Raw genomic sequence first — 16,919 nt, forward strand, 5'->3', positions numbered from 1 at the left:
TTCGAGGGGGCGGATCAGGTAGGGGGTGGCGACGGTGTTGTCGACGATCAGCGGCAGGGCGTGCTCGTGGGCGACGGCGGCGACGCCGGGGATGTCGAGGAGGTGGTTTTTGGGGTTGGCGATGGTTTCGCCGTAGAAGGCGCGGGTGGTGGGGCGGACGGCGGCGCGCCACTGGTCGAGGTCGTCGGGGTCGTCGACGAAGGTGACCTCGATGCCGAGGCGGGGCAGGGTGTAGTGCAGCAGGTTGTAGGTGCCGCCGTAGAGGTAGGGGCTGGCGACGAGGTGGTCGCCGGCGGCGGCGAGGTTGAGGATGGCGTAGGTCTCGGCGGCCTGGCCGGAGGCGAGGAGCAGGGCGGCGACGCCGCCTTCGAGGGCGGCGATGCGTTGTTCGACCGCGTCCTGGGTGGGGTTCATGATGCGGGTGTAGATGTTGCCGGGTTCGGTCAGGCCGAACAGGGCGGCGGCGTGGTCGGTGTTGTCGAAGGTGTAGCTGGTGGTCTGGTAGATCGGCAGGGCGCGGGCGCGGGTGTCGCCGCCGGCGGGCTGTCCTGCGTGGATCTGCTTGGTCTCGAAGCTCCAGCCGTCTTCGCGCCGGGTGTTCTCGCTGTCGGTCATGATGTCCTTACTGGCCGTGGTCGGGAGGTCGGGGCGGCTAGTGACGACAGCTCATGATCACAACCCTCATGACGAATACCTCCATCGGACCGGCTTGTCGTGCGGCGTGTCGCCGGACGACCGGGTCATCACCCGGAGCACCCCACCCTGGCCGGAGGGTTGCCGACCAGCAAGCCGGGGCTTCACGCTGGTACTCATGACCTGGCGCGAGTCTAGCGGCTCGGACGGACGCTTCGGTAGGCGACCCGTGCCTGCCGGGAGAGGGCGCCTGAGCAGGTGAAAGTTACCCGCGGGTAGCCGGGGGTGCGCTTGGCGGACCGGGGCGATAGCAGTACGCTCGTCTTGTTTGGACCGTGTTCCGCACGTGTGAGCACGCCATAAATGGTTCATTGAGCCGACCACGATCGCACCCACAAAGTGGGATCGACTTGGGACCAGGGACACTTCCTAGGAGGACGCGAAGCGCACATGTCCAAGATCAAGGTTGAAGGAACGGTCGTCGAACTCGACGGCGACGAGATGACCCGCATCATCTGGCAGTTCATCAAAGACAAGCTGATCCATCCCTACCTGGATGTGAATCTCGAGTACTACGACCTCGGCATCGAGCACCGCGATGCGACCGACGACCAGGTCACCGTCGATGCGGCCAACGCCATCAAGAAGCACGGCGTCGGCGTCAAGTGCGCGACCATCACTCCCGACGAGGCCCGGGTCGAGGAGTTCGGCCTGAAGAAGATGTGGCGCTCGCCCAACGGCACGATCCGTAACATCCTGGGCGGCACCATCTTCCGTGCCCCGATCATCATCTCGAACGTGCCGCGCCTGGTACCGGGCTGGACCAAGCCGGTCATCGTCGGCCGTCACGCCTTCGGCGACCAGTACCGCGCCACCGACTTCAAGGTCGACCGCCCGGGCACCGTCACCATCACCTTCACGCCGGAGGACGGCTCCGAGCCGATCCAGCACGAGGTGTGCCGGATTCCCGAGGACGGCGGCGTCGTCATGGGGATGTACAACTACAAGAAGTCCATCCAGGACTTTGCGCGGGCCTCGCTGTCCTACGGCCTGCAGCAGAACTACCCGGTCTACCTCTCGACCAAGAACACGATCCTCAAGGCCTACGACGGCATGTTCAAGGACGAGTTCCAGCGGATCTACGAGGAGGAGTTCAAGGCGGAGTTCGACGCCGCCGGACTCACCTACGAGCACCGTCTCATCGACGACATGGTCGCTTCCTCGCTCAAGTGGGAGGGCGGCTACGTCTGGGCCTGCAAGAACTACGACGGCGACGTCCAGTCGGACACCGTCGCGCAGGGCTACGGTTCGCTGGGCCTGATGACCTCCGTGCTCATGACCCCGGACGGCAGGACCGTCGAGGCCGAGGCCGCGCACGGAACCGTCACCCGGCACTTCCGGCAGCACCAGGCCGGCAAGCCGACGTCGACGAACCCGATCGCGTCGATCTTCGCCTGGACCCGTGGTCTCGAGCACCGCGGCAAGCTCGACAACACCCCCGAGGTGATCGAGTTCGCCCAGCAGCTCGAGGACGTCGTCATCAAGACCGTCGAGGCCGGCCAGATGACCAAGGACCTCGCCCTGCTCATCGGGCCCGAGCAGGCATGGCTGACCACCGAGGAGTTCCTCGCCGCGCTCGACGAGAACCTCCAGAAGGCCCGCGCCTGACGCACGGACCGCACACGACGGGACGCCCCTGCCGGGGGCGTCCCGTCGTCGTTCCGGGTCGGGACCGTCCGCTACGGTGACCGGCGTGCCTCATGTCGTCTCCACCGTCAACGTCAACGGTGTCCGTGCCGCCGCCGGCAAGGGCCTGCTCGCCTGGCTGGCCACCGAGCCCGCCGACATCGTGTGCCTGCAGGAGGTGCGCGCCACCGAGCAGCAGTTCCACGCGGCGATCGCGCCGGCCCTCGATGCCGGGTGGTACGTCGTGTCGGCCGAATCGGAGGCCAAGGGCCGTGCCGGGGTGGCGATCCTGTCCCGGCGCCCCGCCGACTCCTCGCGCGTCGGGTTCGACGAGGACGAGTTCGCCGCCTCCGGACGGTACGTCGAGGCGGACTTCGGCGATCTGACCGTCGGCAGTCTGTACCTGCCCACCGGGGAGGCCGGCACTCCGAAGCAGGAGGAGAAGGAGCGGTTCATGGCGTCGTTCGCGGCGCACCTGAACCACCGCGCCGCCGAGGCCGAGGCCGCGGCCCGGCACATGGTGGTGTGCGGGGACTGGAACATCGCCCACACCGAGCGTGACATCAAGAACTGGAAGGGCAACGTGAAGAAGTCCGGGTTCCTGCCCGGCGAGCGCGCCTGGCTCGATGCCCTCCTCGCCGACGGCCGCTGGGTCGACGTGGTGCGCGCCCTGCACCCGGACGTCGACGGCCCGTATTCGTGGTGGTCCTACCGCGGCAAGGCGTTCGACACCGACGCCGGCTGGCGGATCGACTACCACCTCGCGACGGCCGGGCTGGCCGCCCGGGCGAAGGAGGCCCGCGTCGAGCGGGCCGCCACCTATGCCGAGCGCTGGTCGGACCATGCCCCGGTCACCGTGCAGTTCCGCTGACCCGGGCGGACCCCGCGATCGGAGCCGACCTCCCGGGAGCGGCTCTCCACGCACGTGAAAGTATCGACAACCATGGCGAGCACTGCAGAACAGAACACCACCACGCCGACCGCCCGGCCGCGGGTGCTGTCGGGTATCCAGCCGACCTCCGATTCGTTCCATCTCGGGAACTTCCTCGGCGCGCTGCAGCAGTGGGTTCCGTTGCAGGACGAGTTCGACGCCTACTACTTCATCCCCGATCTGCACGCGATCACCGTGCCGCAGGATCCGAAGGGGCTGCGACGGCGCACTCTGCGCGCGGCCGCTCAGCTGCTCGCCGTCGGCATCGATCCGGACCGGTCGGTGCTGTTCGTCCAGAGCCAGGTACCCGAGCACGCCGAGCTGGCGTGGGTGCTGAGCTGCATCACCGGCTTCGGTGAGGCGGGCCGGATGACGCAGTTCAAGGACAAGTCCGCCAAGGAGGGCACCGAGCACGCCAGCGTCGGTCTGTTCACCTACCCCGTGCTCATGGCGGCAGACATCCTGCTGTACCGGCCGCAGCGCGTGCCGGTGGGAGAGGACCAGCGTCAGCACCTCGAGCTGACCCGTGACCTCGCGCAGCGGTTCAACACCCGGTTCGGCAAGACGTTCGTTGTTCCCGAGCCGCAGATCATCAAGGGCACCGCCAAGATCTACGACCTGCAGAACCCCACGGCGAAGATGAGCAAGTCCGCGGCCACCCCGGCCGGCCTGATCAACCTGCTCGACGATCCGAAGGTGTCGGCCAAGAAGATCAAGTCGGCGGTGACGGACAACGAGCGCGAGATCCGCTTCGACCCCGAGAACAAGCCCGGCGTGAGCAACCTGCTCACCATCCAGGCCGCGCTGTCCGGCCGGCCGGTCGACGAACTCGTCGCCGGCTACGCGGGCAAGGGGTACGGCGATCTCAAGGCCGACACCGCGGAGGTGCTCACCGAGTTCGTCGTGCCGCTGCAGGCGAAGGTCGACGAGTACCTCGCCGACGAGGCGGAGCTGCTGCGCATCCTGTCGACCGGTGCCGATCAGGCCCGCGAGGTGGCTTCCCGGACACTCGGGCAGGTCTATGACAGGGTGGGATTCCTGCCCCGCAAGTAGCCGGGGCGTGCCCCGCACACAGCCCGGGGCGGCGGAACGCGGAAGGAGCTGCCCACCGATGGCCGACGATTCCACCGAACCGTCGAAACCGGGGTTTCTCGAGCGGCAACGAGCGGCGCATCCGTCGCTCGACCACCTGGTACGGGCCGGCCTGCGGTACCAGGAGCAGAAGGGCGACTACTACGCCGCGGGAATCACGTACTTCAGTGTGCTGTCCCTGATTCCCATCCTGATGCTGTCGTTCTCGGTGGCCGGTTTCGTGCTCGCGGGCCGGCCCGAGACCCTCGAGCAGCTGCAGACCGCGATCGCCCAGAACATCCCCGGCGAGCTCGGCGCGACGGTGCAGGGCCTGGTGGACTCCGCGATCGCCTCCCGCAGCGCCGTGGGAACCGTGGGCCTGCTCACCGCCGCGTACGCGGGGATCGGCTGGATCACCAACCTGCGGGACGCGCTCACGGCGATGTGGGACCACCCGCATGTCAAGGACGGGTTCGTGCGCACCAAGGTCAACGACGCCCTGACCCTCCTCGGCCTGGGACTCGCCATCGTGGCGTCGCTGGCCCTGTCGGCCGCGAGCAGCGGACCCGTCATGGACCTCTTCGTCGGGGTGCTGCGGCTCGAGAACGTGCCCGGCATCGGGGTGGCGCTGACGGTGACGACGATCGCCCTCGCCGTGTGCGCGACGTGGTTGCTGTTCACCTGGGTGATCGCCCGGCTGCCCCGGGAGCCCGTCACCTTCCGCAGCGCGATGCGGGCCGGCCTGCTCGCCGCCGTGGCGTTCGAGGTGTTCAAGCAGGTCGGCTCGATCTACCTCTCCCGGGTCACCAGCGGTCCCGCCGGGGTAGCGTTCGGCCCGATCCTCGGCGTGCTGGTGTTCGCGAACCTGACCGCCCGGATGCTGCTGTTCGCCACGGCGTGGGCGGCGTCGTCCAAGGAGAATCTGGTCCTGGCCCACGTGCCGCCCCCGGAGCTGGCTCGGATCACGCCGCGGGTGGAGGTGCACGAGGGTCCCGGCCTGCGCGGCGGTCTGGCGCTCGTCGGTGCCGGTGCGGTCGGCGGGGCCCTGCTCAGCGAGCGCTCGCGCGCCATTCGTCGAGCTGTGCGAGCGCGGTTTCGGCGGTAGCGACCGCCTCGTCCCGGTCGACGCGGGCGAGCAGCAGCGTGCTCAGCGACAGCGACGCCAGCACCCGCACCCGGTGGGCCAGCGTCTCGCCGTCGGCGGCGGGATCGAGGGCGCGCAGCGCGTGGGCGAACGCGGTCGCCAGCTCGGTGCGGTAGGCGGCGACGACCGCGCGTTGCGCCTCGTCGTGCGCGGCGAGGCCCGCGGCGCTGTTGAGCAGCAGGCAGCCGCGGCGCGGCGAGTCGTCCGGCAGGGCCGCGACGGTGCGGGCCAGCGCCCGGAAGTAGCGTGCCGCCGCATCGGCGGCGACGGGTTCGTCGGTGAGGACGCGCAGCCGGGGACGCACGACGCGGTCGAGGTAGTCCCGCACGGCGGCGTCGAACAACCCGCGCTTGCTGCTGAAGGCGTTGTAGAGACTCGACCTGTTCAGGCCGGTCGCCCGCTCGAGCTCGGGGACGGACGTGGCTTCGAAACCCTTGTCCCAGAACAAATCCCGTGCTCTTTCCACGACATCGGTGGCGTCGAACCCCGGTGGTCGTCCCATGCGTCCTTCCGATCCTCCGTTGTGCAATGACCGGTCCAGTATATATTGGAAAGGTCAGTTCAATACTCCGGAGCCGCCGGGACTGTCCCGGCGGCTCGATACGTGAGGAAGGTTCACACCCGGTGACCTCTAGCACCCAGATCCAGCTGGTCCGGCGCCCCGTCGGCTGGCCGTCGCACGACGACTTCCGCACCGTGACGGCCGACCTGCCCGACCTCGGCCCGAACCAGGTCCGCGTCGTCAACGAGTTCGTCTCGGTGGACCCCTACATGCGGGGACGGATGAACGACGTGAAGTCCTACATCCCGCCGTTCGCCCTGGGGGAGACCATGACCGGCGGCGCCGTCGGCCGCGTCGTGGAGTCGACGTCGCCGGCCCACCCCGTCGACTCGGTCGTACTGCACGATCTGGGCTGGCGCGACGTCGCGCAGGGCGACGCCGCCGCCTTCCGCGTGGTCGACGAGCTGCCGGGGGTCCCGAACTCCGCCTACCTCGGCATCCTCGGGCTGACGGGACTGACCGCCTACGTCGGTCTGATGCACATCGCCCGCATGCAGCCGGGGGACACCGTCTTCGTCTCCGGGGCCGCCGGGGCGGTGGGCACCGCCGCCGGACAGATCGCCCGGCTCGAGGGAGCGAGCCGGGTGCTCGGCTCCGCCGGCTCCGAGAGCAAGGTCGCGATGCTCACCGAGCGCTACGGCTACGACGACGCGTTCGACTACAAGTCGGCGCCCGTGCGGCGTCAGCTGCGCCGGGCCGCGCCCGACGGGATCGACGTGTACTTCGACAATGTCGGGGGCGACCATCTCGAGGCGGCCCTCGACGTCCTGCGCGACGGCGGCCGGGCCGCCCTGTGCGGCGCGATCGCCTTGTACAACAACACCGAACGCACGGCGGGCCCGGACAACATGGCCAACATCATCACCCGCGGCCTGACCCTGCAGGGCTTCACCCTCGGCCACTACACCCACGTCTTCCCCGAGTTCGCGGCGAAGATGGGGCCGTGGCTCGCGGCCGGCGACGTGGTGTTCGACGAGACGATCGTCGACGGCATCGGCAACTCGGTCGATGCCTTCCTCGACCTCATGCGCGGGCGCAACGTCGGCAAGATGCTCGTCCGAACCGCCTGACGTCCGGAGCCGGAACGGCCGGCGTCGTGCAGCGGAAGATTCGCTCCAGTGCCGGGCGGGCGCACCTTCCCGGCCGTAGAGTCGGGCGCATGAAAGCCCTCCAGTACACCGAGATCGGCTCCGAGCCGGTCGTCGTCGACGTCCCCACCCCGGCGCCCGGGCCGGGTGAGATCCTGCTGAAGGTCACCGCGGCCGGCTTGTGCCACTCGGACATCTTCGTGATGGACATGCCGGCAGAGCAGTACATCTACGGTCTTCCCCTCACCCTCGGCCACGAGGGCGTCGGCACCGTCGCCGAACTCGGCGCCGGCGTCACCGGATTCGAGACGGGGGACGCCGTCGCCGTGTACGGGCCGTGGGGGTGCGGTGCGTGCCACGCGTGCGCGCGCGGCCGGGAGAACTACTGCACCCGCGCCGCCGAGCTGGGCATCACCCCGCCCGGTCTCGGCTCGCCCGGGTCGATGGCCGAGTACATGATCGTCGACTCGGCGCGCCACCTCGTCCCGATCGGGGACCTCGACCCCGTCGCGGCGGTTCCGCTCACCGACGCGGGCCTGACGCCGTACCACGCGATCTCGCGGGTCCTGCCCCTGCTGGGACCCGGCTCGACCGCGGTCGTCATCGGGGTCGGCGGACTCGGGCACGTCGGCATCCAGATCCTGCGCGCCGTCAGCGCGGCCCGCGTGATCGCCGTCGATCTCGACGACGACCGACTCGCGCTCGCCCGCGAGGTCGGCGCCGACGCGGCGGTGAAGTCGGGCGCCGGGGCGGCGGACGCGATCCGGGAGCTGACCGGCGGTGAGGGCGCGACGGCGGTGTTCGACTTCGTCGGCGCCCAGTCGACGATCGACACGGCGCAGCAGGTGGTCGCGATCGACGGGCACATCTCGGTGGTCGGCATCCATGCCGGCGCCCACGCCAAGGTCGGCTTCTTCATGATCCCGTTCGGCGCGTCCGTCGTGACGCCGTACTGGGGCACGCGGTCCGAGCTGATGGACGTCGTGGACCTGGCCCGTGCCGGCCGGCTCGACATCCACACCGAGACGTTCACCCTCGACGAGGGACCCACGGCCTACCGGCGGCTACGCGAGGGCAGCATCCGCGGCCGCGGGGTGGTCGTCCCGGGCTGACACGACGACGAAGGCTCCGCACTCGGATCGAGTGCGGAGCCTTCGTCGGGTACGGGGATCAGCGAGCGAACAGCAGCGCGCGCTTGACCTCCTGGATCGCCTTCGTCACCTGGATGCCGCGCGGGCACGCGTCGGTGCAGTTGAAGGTGGTGCGGCAGCGCCACACGCCCTCGACGTCGTTGAGGATGTCGAGACGCTCGGCGGCGCCCTCGTCACGGCTGTCGAAGATGAACCGGTGCGCGTTGACGATGGCGGCGGGACCGAAGTAGCTGCCGTCGTTCCAGTACACCGGGCACGAGGTGGTGCAGCACGCGCACAGGATGCACTTGGTGGTGTCGTCGAACCGGGCACGGTCGGCCTGCGACTGGATCCGCTCGCGGGTGGGCTCGTTGCCCGTGGCGATGAGGAACGGCTTCACGGCGCGGAACGCGTCGAAGAAGGGCTCCATGTCGACGACGAGGTCCTTCTCGACCGGCAGGCCGCGGATCGGCTCGACGGTGATGGTCACCGGCTTGCCGTCCTTGGGCAGCATGTCCTTCATCAGGATCTTGCAGGCCAGGCGGTTGACGCCGTTGATCCGCATGGCGTCCGAGCCGCACACCCCGTGCGCGCAGCTGCGGCGGAACGTGAGGGTGCCGTCGAGGTAGCCCTTCACGTAGAGCAGCAGGTTGAGCATGCGGTCCGACGGCAGCGCCGGAACCTGGAAGCTGTCCCAGTGCTGACCCTTGCCGTCCTCGGGGTTGAACCGCGCGATCTTGAGGGTGACCATCGTGGCGCCCTCGGGCACGGGTGGCAGGTTCGAGACGTCGGCTTCGTTCTTCTCGAGGGTTGTCATCAGTACTTCCGCTCCATCGGCTCGTAGCGGGTCTGCACCACCGGCTTGTAGTCCAGGCGGATGGGGGAGATCAGCTCCGTCCCCTCCTTGTAGGCCATGGTGTGCTTGAGGAACTTCTCGTCGTCGCGCTTCGGGAAGTCCTCGCGGGCGTGACCGCCGCGCGATTCCTTCCGGTTGAGCGCACCGGCGACGGTGACCTCGGCCATCTCGAGCAGGAAGCCCAGCTCGACGGCCTCGAGCAGGTCGCTGTTGTAGCGCTTGCCCTTGTCCTGGACGGTGATGTTCTTGTACCGCTCCTTCAGCGCGTGGATGTCCTCGAGCGCCTTGGTGAGCGTCTCCTCGGTGCGGAACACCGAGGCGTTGTTGTCCATGGACTGCTGCAGCTCGCTGCGGATGTCCGCCACGCGCTCCTTGCCGCCCGCGCCCAGGATCCGCTCGAGCCACTCCACGACGTTGCGGGCCGGGTCCTCCGGCAGGTCCACGTGGTCGTGGGTGTTGGCGTACTCGGCCGCGGCGATGCCGGCGCGACGGCCGAACACGTTGATGTCGAGCAGCGAGTTGGTGCCGAGACGGTTGGCGCCGTGGACGGAGACGCAGGCGCACTCGCCCGCGGCGTACAGGCCCGGGACCTCGTCCTCGTTGTTGCGCAGCACCTCACCGTTGATCTTGGTGGGGATGCCGCCCATCACGTAGTGGCAGGTCGGGTACACCGGCACGAGCTCGGTGACGGGGTCGACGCCGAGGTAGGTGCGGGCGAACTCGGTGATGTCCGGGAGCTTCTCCTCGAGGACGTCCTCACCGAGGTGCGTCACGTCGATGTAGACGTAGTCCTTGTTCGGGCCGGCGCCGCGGCCCTCGAGCACCTCGAGCACCATCGAGCGGGCGACGATGTCGCGGGGCGCGAGGTCCTTGATGGTGGGGGCGTAGCGCTCCATGAAGCGCTCGCCGTCGGCGTTGCGGAGGATGCCGCCCTCGCCGCGCACGGCCTCGGAGATCAGGATGCCCAGGCCCGCGAGTCCCGTCGGGTGGAACTGGTGGAACTCCATGTCCTCGAGCGGCAGGCCCTTGCGGAAGATGATGCCCATGCCGTCACCGGTGAGGGTGTGCGCGTTGGACGTCGTCTTGTACATCCGGCCCGAGCCGCCGGTGGCGAACACGATCGACTTCGCGTGGAAGATGTGGATCTCGCCGGTGGCGAGCTCGTAGGCGATGACGCCGGTGGCGACGGGACCCTCGGGGGTCTGCGTCAGCGAGATGTCGAGGGCGTAGAACTCGTTGAAGAACTCCACGTCGTGCTTGACGCAGTTCTGGTAGAGCGTCTGCAGGATCATGTGACCGGTGCGGTCGGCCGCGTAGCAGGCGCGCCGTACCGGGGCCTTGCCGTGGTCACGGGTGTGGCCACCGAACCGGCGCTGGTCGATCTTGCCCTCGGGGGTGCGGTTGAACGGCAGACCCATCTTCTCGAGGTCGAGCACCGCGTCGATGGCCTCCTTGGCCATGATCTCCGCAGCGTCCTGGTCGACGAGGTAGTCGCCACCCTTGACGGTGTCGAAGGTGTGCCACTCCCAGTTGTCCTCCTCGACGTTCGCGAGGGCGGCGCACATGCCGCCCTGCGCGGCGCCGGTGTGGCTGCGGGTCGGGTAGAGCTTGGTCAGAACTGCGGTGCGGGCGCGGGGACCGGCCTCGATGGCCGCACGCATGCCGGCGCCGCCGGCACCGACGATGACCACGTCATAACGATGTTCCTGCATGAAGTCGTAGCTCCCCTAGCTCGCAACGATGTTGGGGTCGAAGGTGAAGATCACATAGGTGCCCAGGCCCATGATCAGGATCATCGACACGACCAGGATCGTGTTGAGCCAGAATCGGGTCGAGTCCTTGCGGGAGTAGTCCGCGATGACGGTGCGCAGGCCGTTGCCGCCGTGGAGCTGCGCGAGCCAGAGCATCGACAGGTCCCAGAACTGCCAGAACGGGCTGGACCAGCGTCCGGCGACGAATGCGAAGTTGATGCGGTGCACGCCCTCGTCCAGCATCAGCATGATGAACAGGTGGCCGAGCACCAGGATGATCAGGGCGAGACCGGACAGGCGCATGAACAACCAGGCGTAGAGCTCGAAGTTGTTCTTCGCGGCGCGGCGCGGGGAGCGCGGATTGTCGAGGCTGGCCGGGCGGTCGTACGCCGTGCCGAGAGTCTTGGCTTCAGTCATCTCAGTGCCCCGCAAACATGTTGTAGAAGATGCGACCGGCGGCCGGGATCATCACCACGAACCAGATCGCCAGGACCGTCCAGAGCATCACCCGCTGGTACTGCGGGCCCTTGGACCAGAAGTCCACGAGCATCACGCGCAGGCCGTTGAGGGCGTGGTAGAGCACCATCGCCACCAACCCGAGCTCCATGAGACCGACGACGGGATTCTTGTAGGTCTCGATGACACTGTCGTAGGTCTCGGGATTCACCCGGACGAGTGCCGTGTCCAGGACGTGGACGAAAAGGAAGAAGAATGTCGCCACGCCTGTGATCCGGTGCAGAACCCAGGACCACATGCCCGGGTCTCCCCGGTAAAGCGACCGTGTGCGCCCCGGTGCGGGAGCGGCTTCAGTCGTGCTGCTCATCGAGTGCTGTGCCTCCAACGTCAATGGTGGACGCGTCGAGCCTCTCCAGCCTCTGGGGGATTCCGCAGCACGGGCTCGACGTGAACCTGAACCGACTTCGACCGACTTTAGTCCTATCCGAAAGTCGGGAACTAATTCGCGTGGCGGTTCGTACGGCCGCCAAATAACAAGTTAGGTATGCCTTTCCAACTGTGATCTGGCCCGGGCGGGGCGGTGGACCGTGGAATCGGCCACCGTGACAGGATGGGCAACCATGCCGGACGTAGACTGGAAAACCTTGCGCGCCAAAGCACATGAGGTGATGGGCCGCGCGTACGCACCCTACTCCCGTTTCCCGGTGGGGGCTGCGGCGCTCGTGGACGACGGACGGATCGTCGTCGGATGCAATGTGGAAAATGTCTCACACGGAGTGGGCCTGTGTGCCGAATGTGTACTGGTCGGTAACTTGATCTCCGGTGGTGGCGGGCGGTTGCGCGCCGTCGCCGTCTGCGACGCGCGTGGGGCCGTCCTGAGCCCGTGCGGGCGCTGCCGGCAGATCCTCGCCGAACACGGCGGTCCCGAACTCGAGGTCGACACGCGTCGCGGTCCGCGGCCCCTCTCCGAACTGCTGCCGGACGCGTTCGGGCCCGGTGACCTGGACGCGGTGCGCGAGGCGGGAGGGACCGATCGTGCCTGACGCCCTGTCGATCATCACCCGCAAACGGGACGGCAAGGAACTCGGCGGCGCCGAGATCGACTGGATCATCGAGGCGTTCACCCGTGGTGTCGTCGCCGACGAGCAGATGGCGGCCCTCGCGATGGCGGTCTACTTCCGGGGCATGACGCGCGCCGAGACCGCCCGCTGGACCACCGCCATGATCGACTCGGGCCGGCGTCTCGACTTCACCGGACTGGGCCTGCCCACCGTCGACAAGCACTCCACCGGCGGCGTAGGCGACAAGATCACCCTTCCGCTGGCTCCGCTCGTCGCTGCCTGCGGCGTCGCAGTACCCCAGCTCTCCGGCCGCGGACTCGGCCACACCGGCGGCACCCTCGACAAGCTCGAGGCGATTCCCGGCTGGCGGGCGGAACTGAGCACCGCCGAGATCGCCGAAATCCTCGCCGACCCGGCGGTGGGTGCAGTCGTCTGCGCGGCCGGCGCCGATCTCGCCCCGGCCGACCGCCGCCTCTACGCCCTGCGCGACGTCACAGGCACGGTCGAGTCCATCCCCCTGATCGCCAGCTCGATCATGAGCAAGAAGATCGCCGAAGGCACCGGCGCCCTCGTCCTCGACGTCAAGGTCGGCTCCGGGGCGTTCATGAAGAACCTGGGCGACGCCCGCGAGCTCGCCCGCACCATGGTCGAGCTGGGCGAGGACGAGGGGCTGCACACCACCGCGCTCCTCACCCGGATGGACGTCCCGCTCGGGCGCACCGCCGGCAATGCCCTCGAGGTGCGCGAGGCCGTCGAGGTGCTCGCCGGCGGCGGCCCGTCGGACGTGGTCGAGCTGACCCTCGCCCTCGCCCGCGAGATGCTCGCCGCCGTCGGTCGCGACGACGTCGACCCCGCAGACCGGCTGCGCGACGGCACCGCCATGGACCGGTGGCGCGCGATGATCGCCGCGCAGGGCGGTGACCCCGACGCGCCGCTGCCCGCGGCCCGGTACACCGAGGAACTGCGCGCACCCGGCGACGGCGTGCTGGCCGAACTCGACGCGATGGCGGTGGGCGTGGCCGCATGGCGACTCGGCGCCGGCCGGGAACGGCAGGGCGAACCCGTGCAGGCTGCGGCGGGGATCGAGCTGCACGCGAAGCCGGGGGACCGGGTCCGCGCCGGGGACACGATCGCCACCCTGCACACCGACACCCCGGTGAAGTTCCCCGCCGCGATGGCGACCCTCGGCGAGGGCGTGCACATCGCCGATTCCGCGCCGGCGACACGACCGCTCGTCGTCGAGCGGATCACCGCCTAGCCGACTACCGTCGGGGCATGACGGAGCCGGCGACGACACTGACCGAACCCGCGCTGCGGACCGCGCCGAAAGTACTTCTGCACGACCACCTGGACGGCGGTCTGCGGCCGGGAACCGTGCTCGAACTGGCCGAGGCCTGCGGCTACCGGCTGCCGGCCGGCACGGAACCCGAACTGGCGCGCTGGTTCCGGGACTCGGCCGACAGCGGCTCGCTCGAGCGTTACCTCGAAACGTTCGCGCACACGGTGGCCGTCATGCAGACCCCGGACGGCCTCGAGCGGGTCGCCCGCGAATGCGTGCTCGACCTCGCCGCCGACGGCGTCGTCTACGCCGAGGTCCGCTTCGCCCCCGAACAGCATCTCGAGCGGGGACTCGACCTGGACTCCGTGGTCGAGCACGTGCTCGAGGGCTTCCGATCGGGGGAGTCCGCGGTGGAGGCCTCCGGTGCCCAGCCCATCCGGGTGCGGCTGCTGCTCACCGCGATGCGGCACGCCGCCCGGTCCCGTGAGATCGCCGAACTCGCGGTGCGGTTCCGCGACCGCGGCGTCGTCGGGTTCGACATCGCCGGTGCCGAGGCCGGCTACCCACCGAGCCGGCATCTCGATGCCTTCGAGTACATGCGCGCCGCCAGCGCGCACTTCACGATCCACGCGGGGGAAGCATTCGGACTGCCGTCCATCCACGAGGCCATCGCGTTCTGCGGCACCGACCGCCTCGGTCACGGTGTGCGCATCGTCGACGACATCACCGTCGCCGAGGACGGCACCGCCACTCTCGGTCTGCTGGCGAACTACGTGCGCGACAAGCGGATTCCGCTCGAACTGTGCCCGAGTTCGAACGTGCAGACCGGCGCCGTCGACACCCTGGAACAGCATCCGTTCGACCTGCTGGCACGCCTGCGGTTCCGCGTCACCGTCAACACCGACAACCGGCTGATGAGCGACACGACGATGAGCAAGGAGATGATGCGGCTGGTCGAGACGTTCGGGTACGGCTGGTCCGACCTCGAGCGGTTCACGATCAACGCGATGAAGTCCGCGTTCCTGCCGTTCGATCAGCGGCTCGAGATCATCGACGACGTGATCAAGCCCGGCTACGCCGTCCTGATCGGCTGACAGTACCCGCGGCGGACAGTACCGTCGGCGGACCTCACCTCGTAGGGTCGGGGGTATGAGGGACCGCGTCCCGCCCTCGGCAACTCTCGGCGACGTGCTCGCCGCGCGCCGACGCCGCCGGTTCGTCGGGCGTGCGGCCGAACTCGAGCTGGTACGTGCCGCCCTCGACGCACCCCGGTCCCCGTTCTCGGTGCTGTACCTGTACGGACCCGGAGGGATCGGCAAGACCAGCCTGCTCGACGAGGTCGCCGATCTCGCCGCGGGGGCCGGGTCGGCTCTCGTGCGTCTCGACGGGCGGGACCTCGTCCCCCATCCGGCCGCCGTCCTCGCCGCGTTGGAGAAGCACCTCGACGTGGGCGCGGACCGAATCGCCACCGCGTCCGGGCAACGCCTCGTGACGGTGATCGACACGTACGAGGCACTCGCACCGATCGACGGCTGGATCCGCCGGAATCTGCTGCCGCGGTTCCCGGACGACGCGGTGACCGTGATCGCGGGGCGGGATCCACCGTCGCCGCAGTGGCGCTCGGATCTCGCCTGGGGCGAGCTGCTGCGGGTGGTGTCGCTGCGCAACCTCGCTCCCCGGGAGAGCGTCGAATACCTGCGCGCCGCCGGGGTCCGGGACGACCTGCACGAGCGTCTCTGCCGCGTGACCCACGGCCACCCCCTGGCGCTGTCGCTGCTCGCCGACGCGGTGCTCCGCGGCGGCAGCGCCGACGCCGATCCGCTGACCCCCCACCTGGTGGGAACTCTGCTGCGCCGGTTCGTCGACGAGGAACCCGGCACGGTCCACCGGCGGGCACTGGAGGTGTGCGCACTCGCCCGCGTGACCACGGAATCGCTCCTGCGGGACGCGCTCGGCGCGGACGACGACTGTGCGCACGACGCGTTCCGGTGGCTTCGGAGCCTGTCCTTCGTCGAGACCGGCGCCGACGGGCTCCATCCTCACGACCTGGCCCGCGACGTCATCGACGCCGACCTGTGGTGGCGGGACGCCGACAGCTATGCCGACGTCTTCCGCCTCGTGTGGCGGCACATCCATCGGGCGCTCGACTCGACGACCGGCCGGCGGCAACAGCAGGCGATCTTCGATCTCAAGTTCGTGTTCCGCAACCTCGCCGGCGTGCTGTCGCCCGTGCAGTGGGAGAGCTGGGGCCGGCACTATCCCGAGCCCGCCACCGCTGCCGACCGCGCGGCGGTCGTCGAGCTGATCGGGACCGCGGAGGGAGAGGAGTCCGCCCGGCACGCACAGTGGTGGCTCGCACGGCAACCCGACGGCTTCTTCGTGCTCCGGTACCTGGACGGGACCGTCCGCGGCGTGATCGGGCTGCTGGATCTCACCCGCGCCGCCGAGGCGGATCGGGTCCGCGACCCGGGTGCCGCGGCGGGATGGCGGGTCGCACAGCGATGTACGCCGGTGCGCGAGGGCGAGGTCGTCACCCAGACCCGGTTCGTCGTGGACCGGGAGGAGTACCAGGACCCCTCGCCGACGCTCAACGCAGTCCCGATTCTCACGATCCAGCGATGCCTCACCACCCGGGGCCTTGCCTACGACGTGCTCGCCCTGGCCGAGCCGGACCGGTGGGACGACTACTTCGCCGTGGCCGATCTGCCGCGCGTCGCCGGCGGCGATTTCGTCGTCGGTGGCCGCCGGTTCGGTCTGTTCGCCCACGATTTCCGGCGCGTCCCGGTCGACGCCTGGCTCGAGCGGGTGACGGACCGGGCGCTGGCCCGCGGTCCGTCCCCGTCCGCGCCCGGCGCACCCGTGCTGCTCGTCCTCTCCCAACCCGAGTTCGCGCAGTCGGTCAAGCAGGGCCTGCACGACCTGCGGCGGCACGATCTCCTCGCCCGCAATCCGCTGCTGCGAACTCGAGTGCTCCACGACCGGACCGGCTCCGGGGAACCCGACGTCGCGCTGCTCGAGGAGGTGCTCCGCGACGCGGTCGCCACCCTGGCCGACCACCCCCGCGACGACAAACTGCTGCGGGCCGTGGATCGGACGTACCTGCGACCGGCCGCAACCCAGGAATCGGCCGCAGCGGCGCTCGGACTGCCGTTCAGCACCTATCGCAGGCATCTGACCGCAGGTGTGGAGCGGATCGTGTCGTGGCTGTGGGACCAGGAGGTGTACGGCCGCCGGCAGTGAGCACGACCGAGCACCGAACGGACTGGTGACC

The 16,919-nt window shown here is 69.3% G+C and carries 16 protein-coding genes and 1 riboswitch; of the genes, 10 read left to right on the forward strand and 6 right to left on the reverse strand.

What is annotated here, in order from left to right; all coding sequences use genetic code 11:
- Nucleotides 1-615 (reverse strand): PLP-dependent transferase (locus RR3_RS18880; RefSeq protein WP_174557588.1); only part of this gene is annotated, 615 nt, incomplete at its 3' end.
- Nucleotides 616-701: 86 nt separating this feature from the next.
- A riboswitch (SAM riboswitch) is annotated at nucleotides 702-817 on the reverse strand.
- 266 nt (nucleotides 818-1,083) lie between these two features.
- On the opposite strand from RR3_RS18880, the gene RR3_RS18885 reads away from it, so the two are divergent.
- From RR3_RS18885 to yhjD, 4 genes are all read left to right on the forward strand, one after another.
- Complete coding sequence (locus tag RR3_RS18885; protein ID WP_010594845.1) at nucleotides 1,084-2,301, forward strand: NADP-dependent isocitrate dehydrogenase; 1,218 nt, start codon at nucleotides 1,084-1,086, stop codon at nucleotides 2,299-2,301.
- Between the two features lie 85 nt (nucleotides 2,302-2,386).
- Complete coding sequence (locus RR3_RS18890; RefSeq protein WP_026137507.1) at nucleotides 2,387-3,190, forward strand: exodeoxyribonuclease III; 804 nt, start codon at nucleotides 2,387-2,389, stop codon at nucleotides 3,188-3,190.
- Nucleotides 3,191-3,262: 72 nt separating this feature from the next.
- On the forward strand, nucleotides 3,263-4,303 hold the full coding sequence (trpS, locus tag RR3_RS18895; RefSeq protein WP_017679624.1) for a tryptophan--tRNA ligase: 1,041 nt from the start codon (nucleotides 3,263-3,265) through the stop codon (nucleotides 4,301-4,303).
- A 58-nt stretch (nucleotides 4,304-4,361) separates the two neighbouring features.
- A complete protein-coding gene (gene yhjD / locus RR3_RS18900; protein WP_010594842.1) occupies nucleotides 4,362-5,426 on the forward strand; it encodes an inner membrane protein YhjD in 1,065 nt (354 codons plus the stop codon).
- On the opposite strand, the gene RR3_RS18905 is transcribed toward yhjD, so the two are convergent.
- The gene (locus RR3_RS18905) at nucleotides 5,371-5,967 is read right to left on the reverse strand and encodes a TetR/AcrR family transcriptional regulator (RefSeq protein WP_026137506.1); all 597 of its coding nucleotides are present in this window, start codon (nucleotides 5,965-5,967) and stop codon (nucleotides 5,371-5,373) included. The two genes, yhjD and RR3_RS18905, sit on opposite strands and share 56 nt — an antisense overlap.
- Nucleotides 5,968-6,089: 122 nt before the next feature.
- Here RR3_RS18905 and RR3_RS18910 point away from each other — a divergent pair, with 122 nt between their 5' ends.
- Entirely contained in the window at nucleotides 6,090-7,097 is a 1,008-nt protein-coding gene (locus RR3_RS18910; protein WP_010594840.1) for an NADP-dependent oxidoreductase, read from the forward strand.
- 89 nt (nucleotides 7,098-7,186) lie between these two features.
- On the forward strand, nucleotides 7,187-8,227 hold the full coding sequence (locus RR3_RS18915; RefSeq protein ID WP_010594839.1) for an NAD(P)-dependent alcohol dehydrogenase: 1,041 nt from the start codon (nucleotides 7,187-7,189) through the stop codon (nucleotides 8,225-8,227).
- A gap of 58 nt (nucleotides 8,228-8,285) precedes the next feature.
- Here RR3_RS18915 and RR3_RS18920 read toward each other — a convergent pair whose 3' ends face one another.
- From RR3_RS18920 to sdhC, 4 genes are read right to left on the reverse strand one after another with little or no spacing between them, the layout of a single operon-like run.
- Nucleotides 8,286-9,062, reverse strand: a complete 777-nt coding sequence (locus tag RR3_RS18920) for a succinate dehydrogenase iron-sulfur subunit (RefSeq protein WP_003935736.1) — start codon at nucleotides 9,060-9,062, stop codon at nucleotides 8,286-8,288.
- Entirely contained in the window at nucleotides 9,062-10,813 is a 1,752-nt protein-coding gene (gene sdhA, locus RR3_RS18925; RefSeq protein WP_003935735.1) for a succinate dehydrogenase flavoprotein subunit, read from the reverse strand. The genes RR3_RS18920 and sdhA overlap by 1 nt, the downstream gene beginning before the upstream one ends.
- Nucleotides 10,814-10,828: 15 nt before the next feature.
- A complete protein-coding gene (locus RR3_RS18930; RefSeq protein ID WP_010594838.1) occupies nucleotides 10,829-11,269 on the reverse strand; it encodes a succinate dehydrogenase hydrophobic membrane anchor subunit in 441 nt (146 codons plus the stop codon).
- 1 nt (nucleotide 11,270) lies between these two features.
- Nucleotides 11,271-11,675 (reverse strand): succinate dehydrogenase, cytochrome b556 subunit, encoded by a 405-nt coding sequence (gene sdhC, locus RR3_RS18935; protein ID WP_072786530.1) that lies wholly within the window; start codon nucleotides 11,673-11,675, stop codon nucleotides 11,271-11,273.
- 253 nt (nucleotides 11,676-11,928) lie between these two features.
- On the opposite strand from sdhC, the gene RR3_RS18940 reads away from it, so the two are divergent.
- From RR3_RS18940 to RR3_RS18955, 4 genes are read left to right on the forward strand one after another with little or no spacing between them, the layout of a single operon-like run.
- Nucleotides 11,929-12,351, forward strand: coding sequence for a cytidine deaminase (locus tag RR3_RS18940; protein WP_026137505.1), 423 nt, complete (start codon nucleotides 11,929-11,931; stop codon nucleotides 12,349-12,351).
- Complete coding sequence (locus RR3_RS18945; RefSeq protein ID WP_017679621.1) at nucleotides 12,344-13,627, forward strand: thymidine phosphorylase; 1,284 nt, start codon at nucleotides 12,344-12,346, stop codon at nucleotides 13,625-13,627. The genes RR3_RS18940 and RR3_RS18945 overlap by 8 nt, the downstream gene beginning before the upstream one ends.
- 17 nt (nucleotides 13,628-13,644) lie before the next feature.
- The gene (locus tag RR3_RS18950; RefSeq protein ID WP_010594834.1) at nucleotides 13,645-14,742 is read left to right on the forward strand and encodes an adenosine deaminase; all 1,098 of its coding nucleotides are present in this window, start codon (nucleotides 13,645-13,647) and stop codon (nucleotides 14,740-14,742) included.
- 55 nt (nucleotides 14,743-14,797) lie between these two features.
- Nucleotides 14,798-16,888, forward strand: coding sequence for an ATP-binding protein (locus RR3_RS18955; RefSeq protein ID WP_064066482.1), 2,091 nt, complete (start codon nucleotides 14,798-14,800; stop codon nucleotides 16,886-16,888).
- The last annotated feature ends 31 nt before the right edge of the window (nucleotides 16,889-16,919 follow it).

Source organism: Rhodococcus ruber NBRC 15591 (assembly GCF_001894945.1).
Classification (GTDB): domain Bacteria; phylum Actinomycetota; class Actinomycetes; order Mycobacteriales; family Mycobacteriaceae; genus Rhodococcus; species Rhodococcus ruber.

What these genes read in the sequence shown, in the direction of transcription:
- RR3_RS18885 (WP_010594845.1), top strand. Translation starts at nt 1,084, where the DNA reads ATGTCCAAGATCAAGGTTGAAGGAACGGTCGTCGAACTCGACGGCGAC.
- trpS (WP_017679624.1), top strand. Translation starts at nt 3,263, where the DNA reads ATGGCGAGCACTGCAGAACAGAACACCACCACGCCGACCGCCCGGCCG.
- yhjD (WP_010594842.1), top strand. Translation starts at nt 4,362, where the DNA reads ATGGCCGACGATTCCACCGAACCGTCGAAACCGGGGTTTCTCGAGCGG.
- RR3_RS18905 (WP_026137506.1), bottom strand. Translation starts at nt 5,967, where the DNA reads ATGGGACGACCACCGGGGTTCGACGCCACCGATGTCGTGGAAAGAGCA.
- RR3_RS18915 (WP_010594839.1), top strand. Translation starts at nt 7,187, where the DNA reads ATGAAAGCCCTCCAGTACACCGAGATCGGCTCCGAGCCGGTCGTCGTC.
- RR3_RS18920 (WP_003935736.1), bottom strand. Translation starts at nt 9,062, where the DNA reads ATGACAACCCTCGAGAAGAACGAAGCCGACGTCTCGAACCTGCCACCC.
- sdhA (WP_003935735.1), bottom strand. Translation starts at nt 10,813, where the DNA reads ATGCAGGAACATCGTTATGACGTGGTCATCGTCGGTGCCGGCGGCGCC.
- RR3_RS18930 (WP_010594838.1), bottom strand. Translation starts at nt 11,269, where the DNA reads ATGACTGAAGCCAAGACTCTCGGCACGGCGTACGACCGCCCGGCCAGC.
- sdhC (WP_072786530.1), bottom strand. Translation starts at nt 11,675, where the DNA reads ATGAGCAGCACGACTGAAGCCGCTCCCGCACCGGGGCGCACACGGTCG.
- RR3_RS18940 (WP_026137505.1), top strand. Translation starts at nt 11,929, where the DNA reads ATGCCGGACGTAGACTGGAAAACCTTGCGCGCCAAAGCACATGAGGTG.
- RR3_RS18950 (WP_010594834.1), top strand. Translation starts at nt 13,645, where the DNA reads ATGACGGAGCCGGCGACGACACTGACCGAACCCGCGCTGCGGACCGCG.
- RR3_RS18955 (WP_064066482.1), top strand. Translation starts at nt 14,798, where the DNA reads ATGAGGGACCGCGTCCCGCCCTCGGCAACTCTCGGCGACGTGCTCGCC.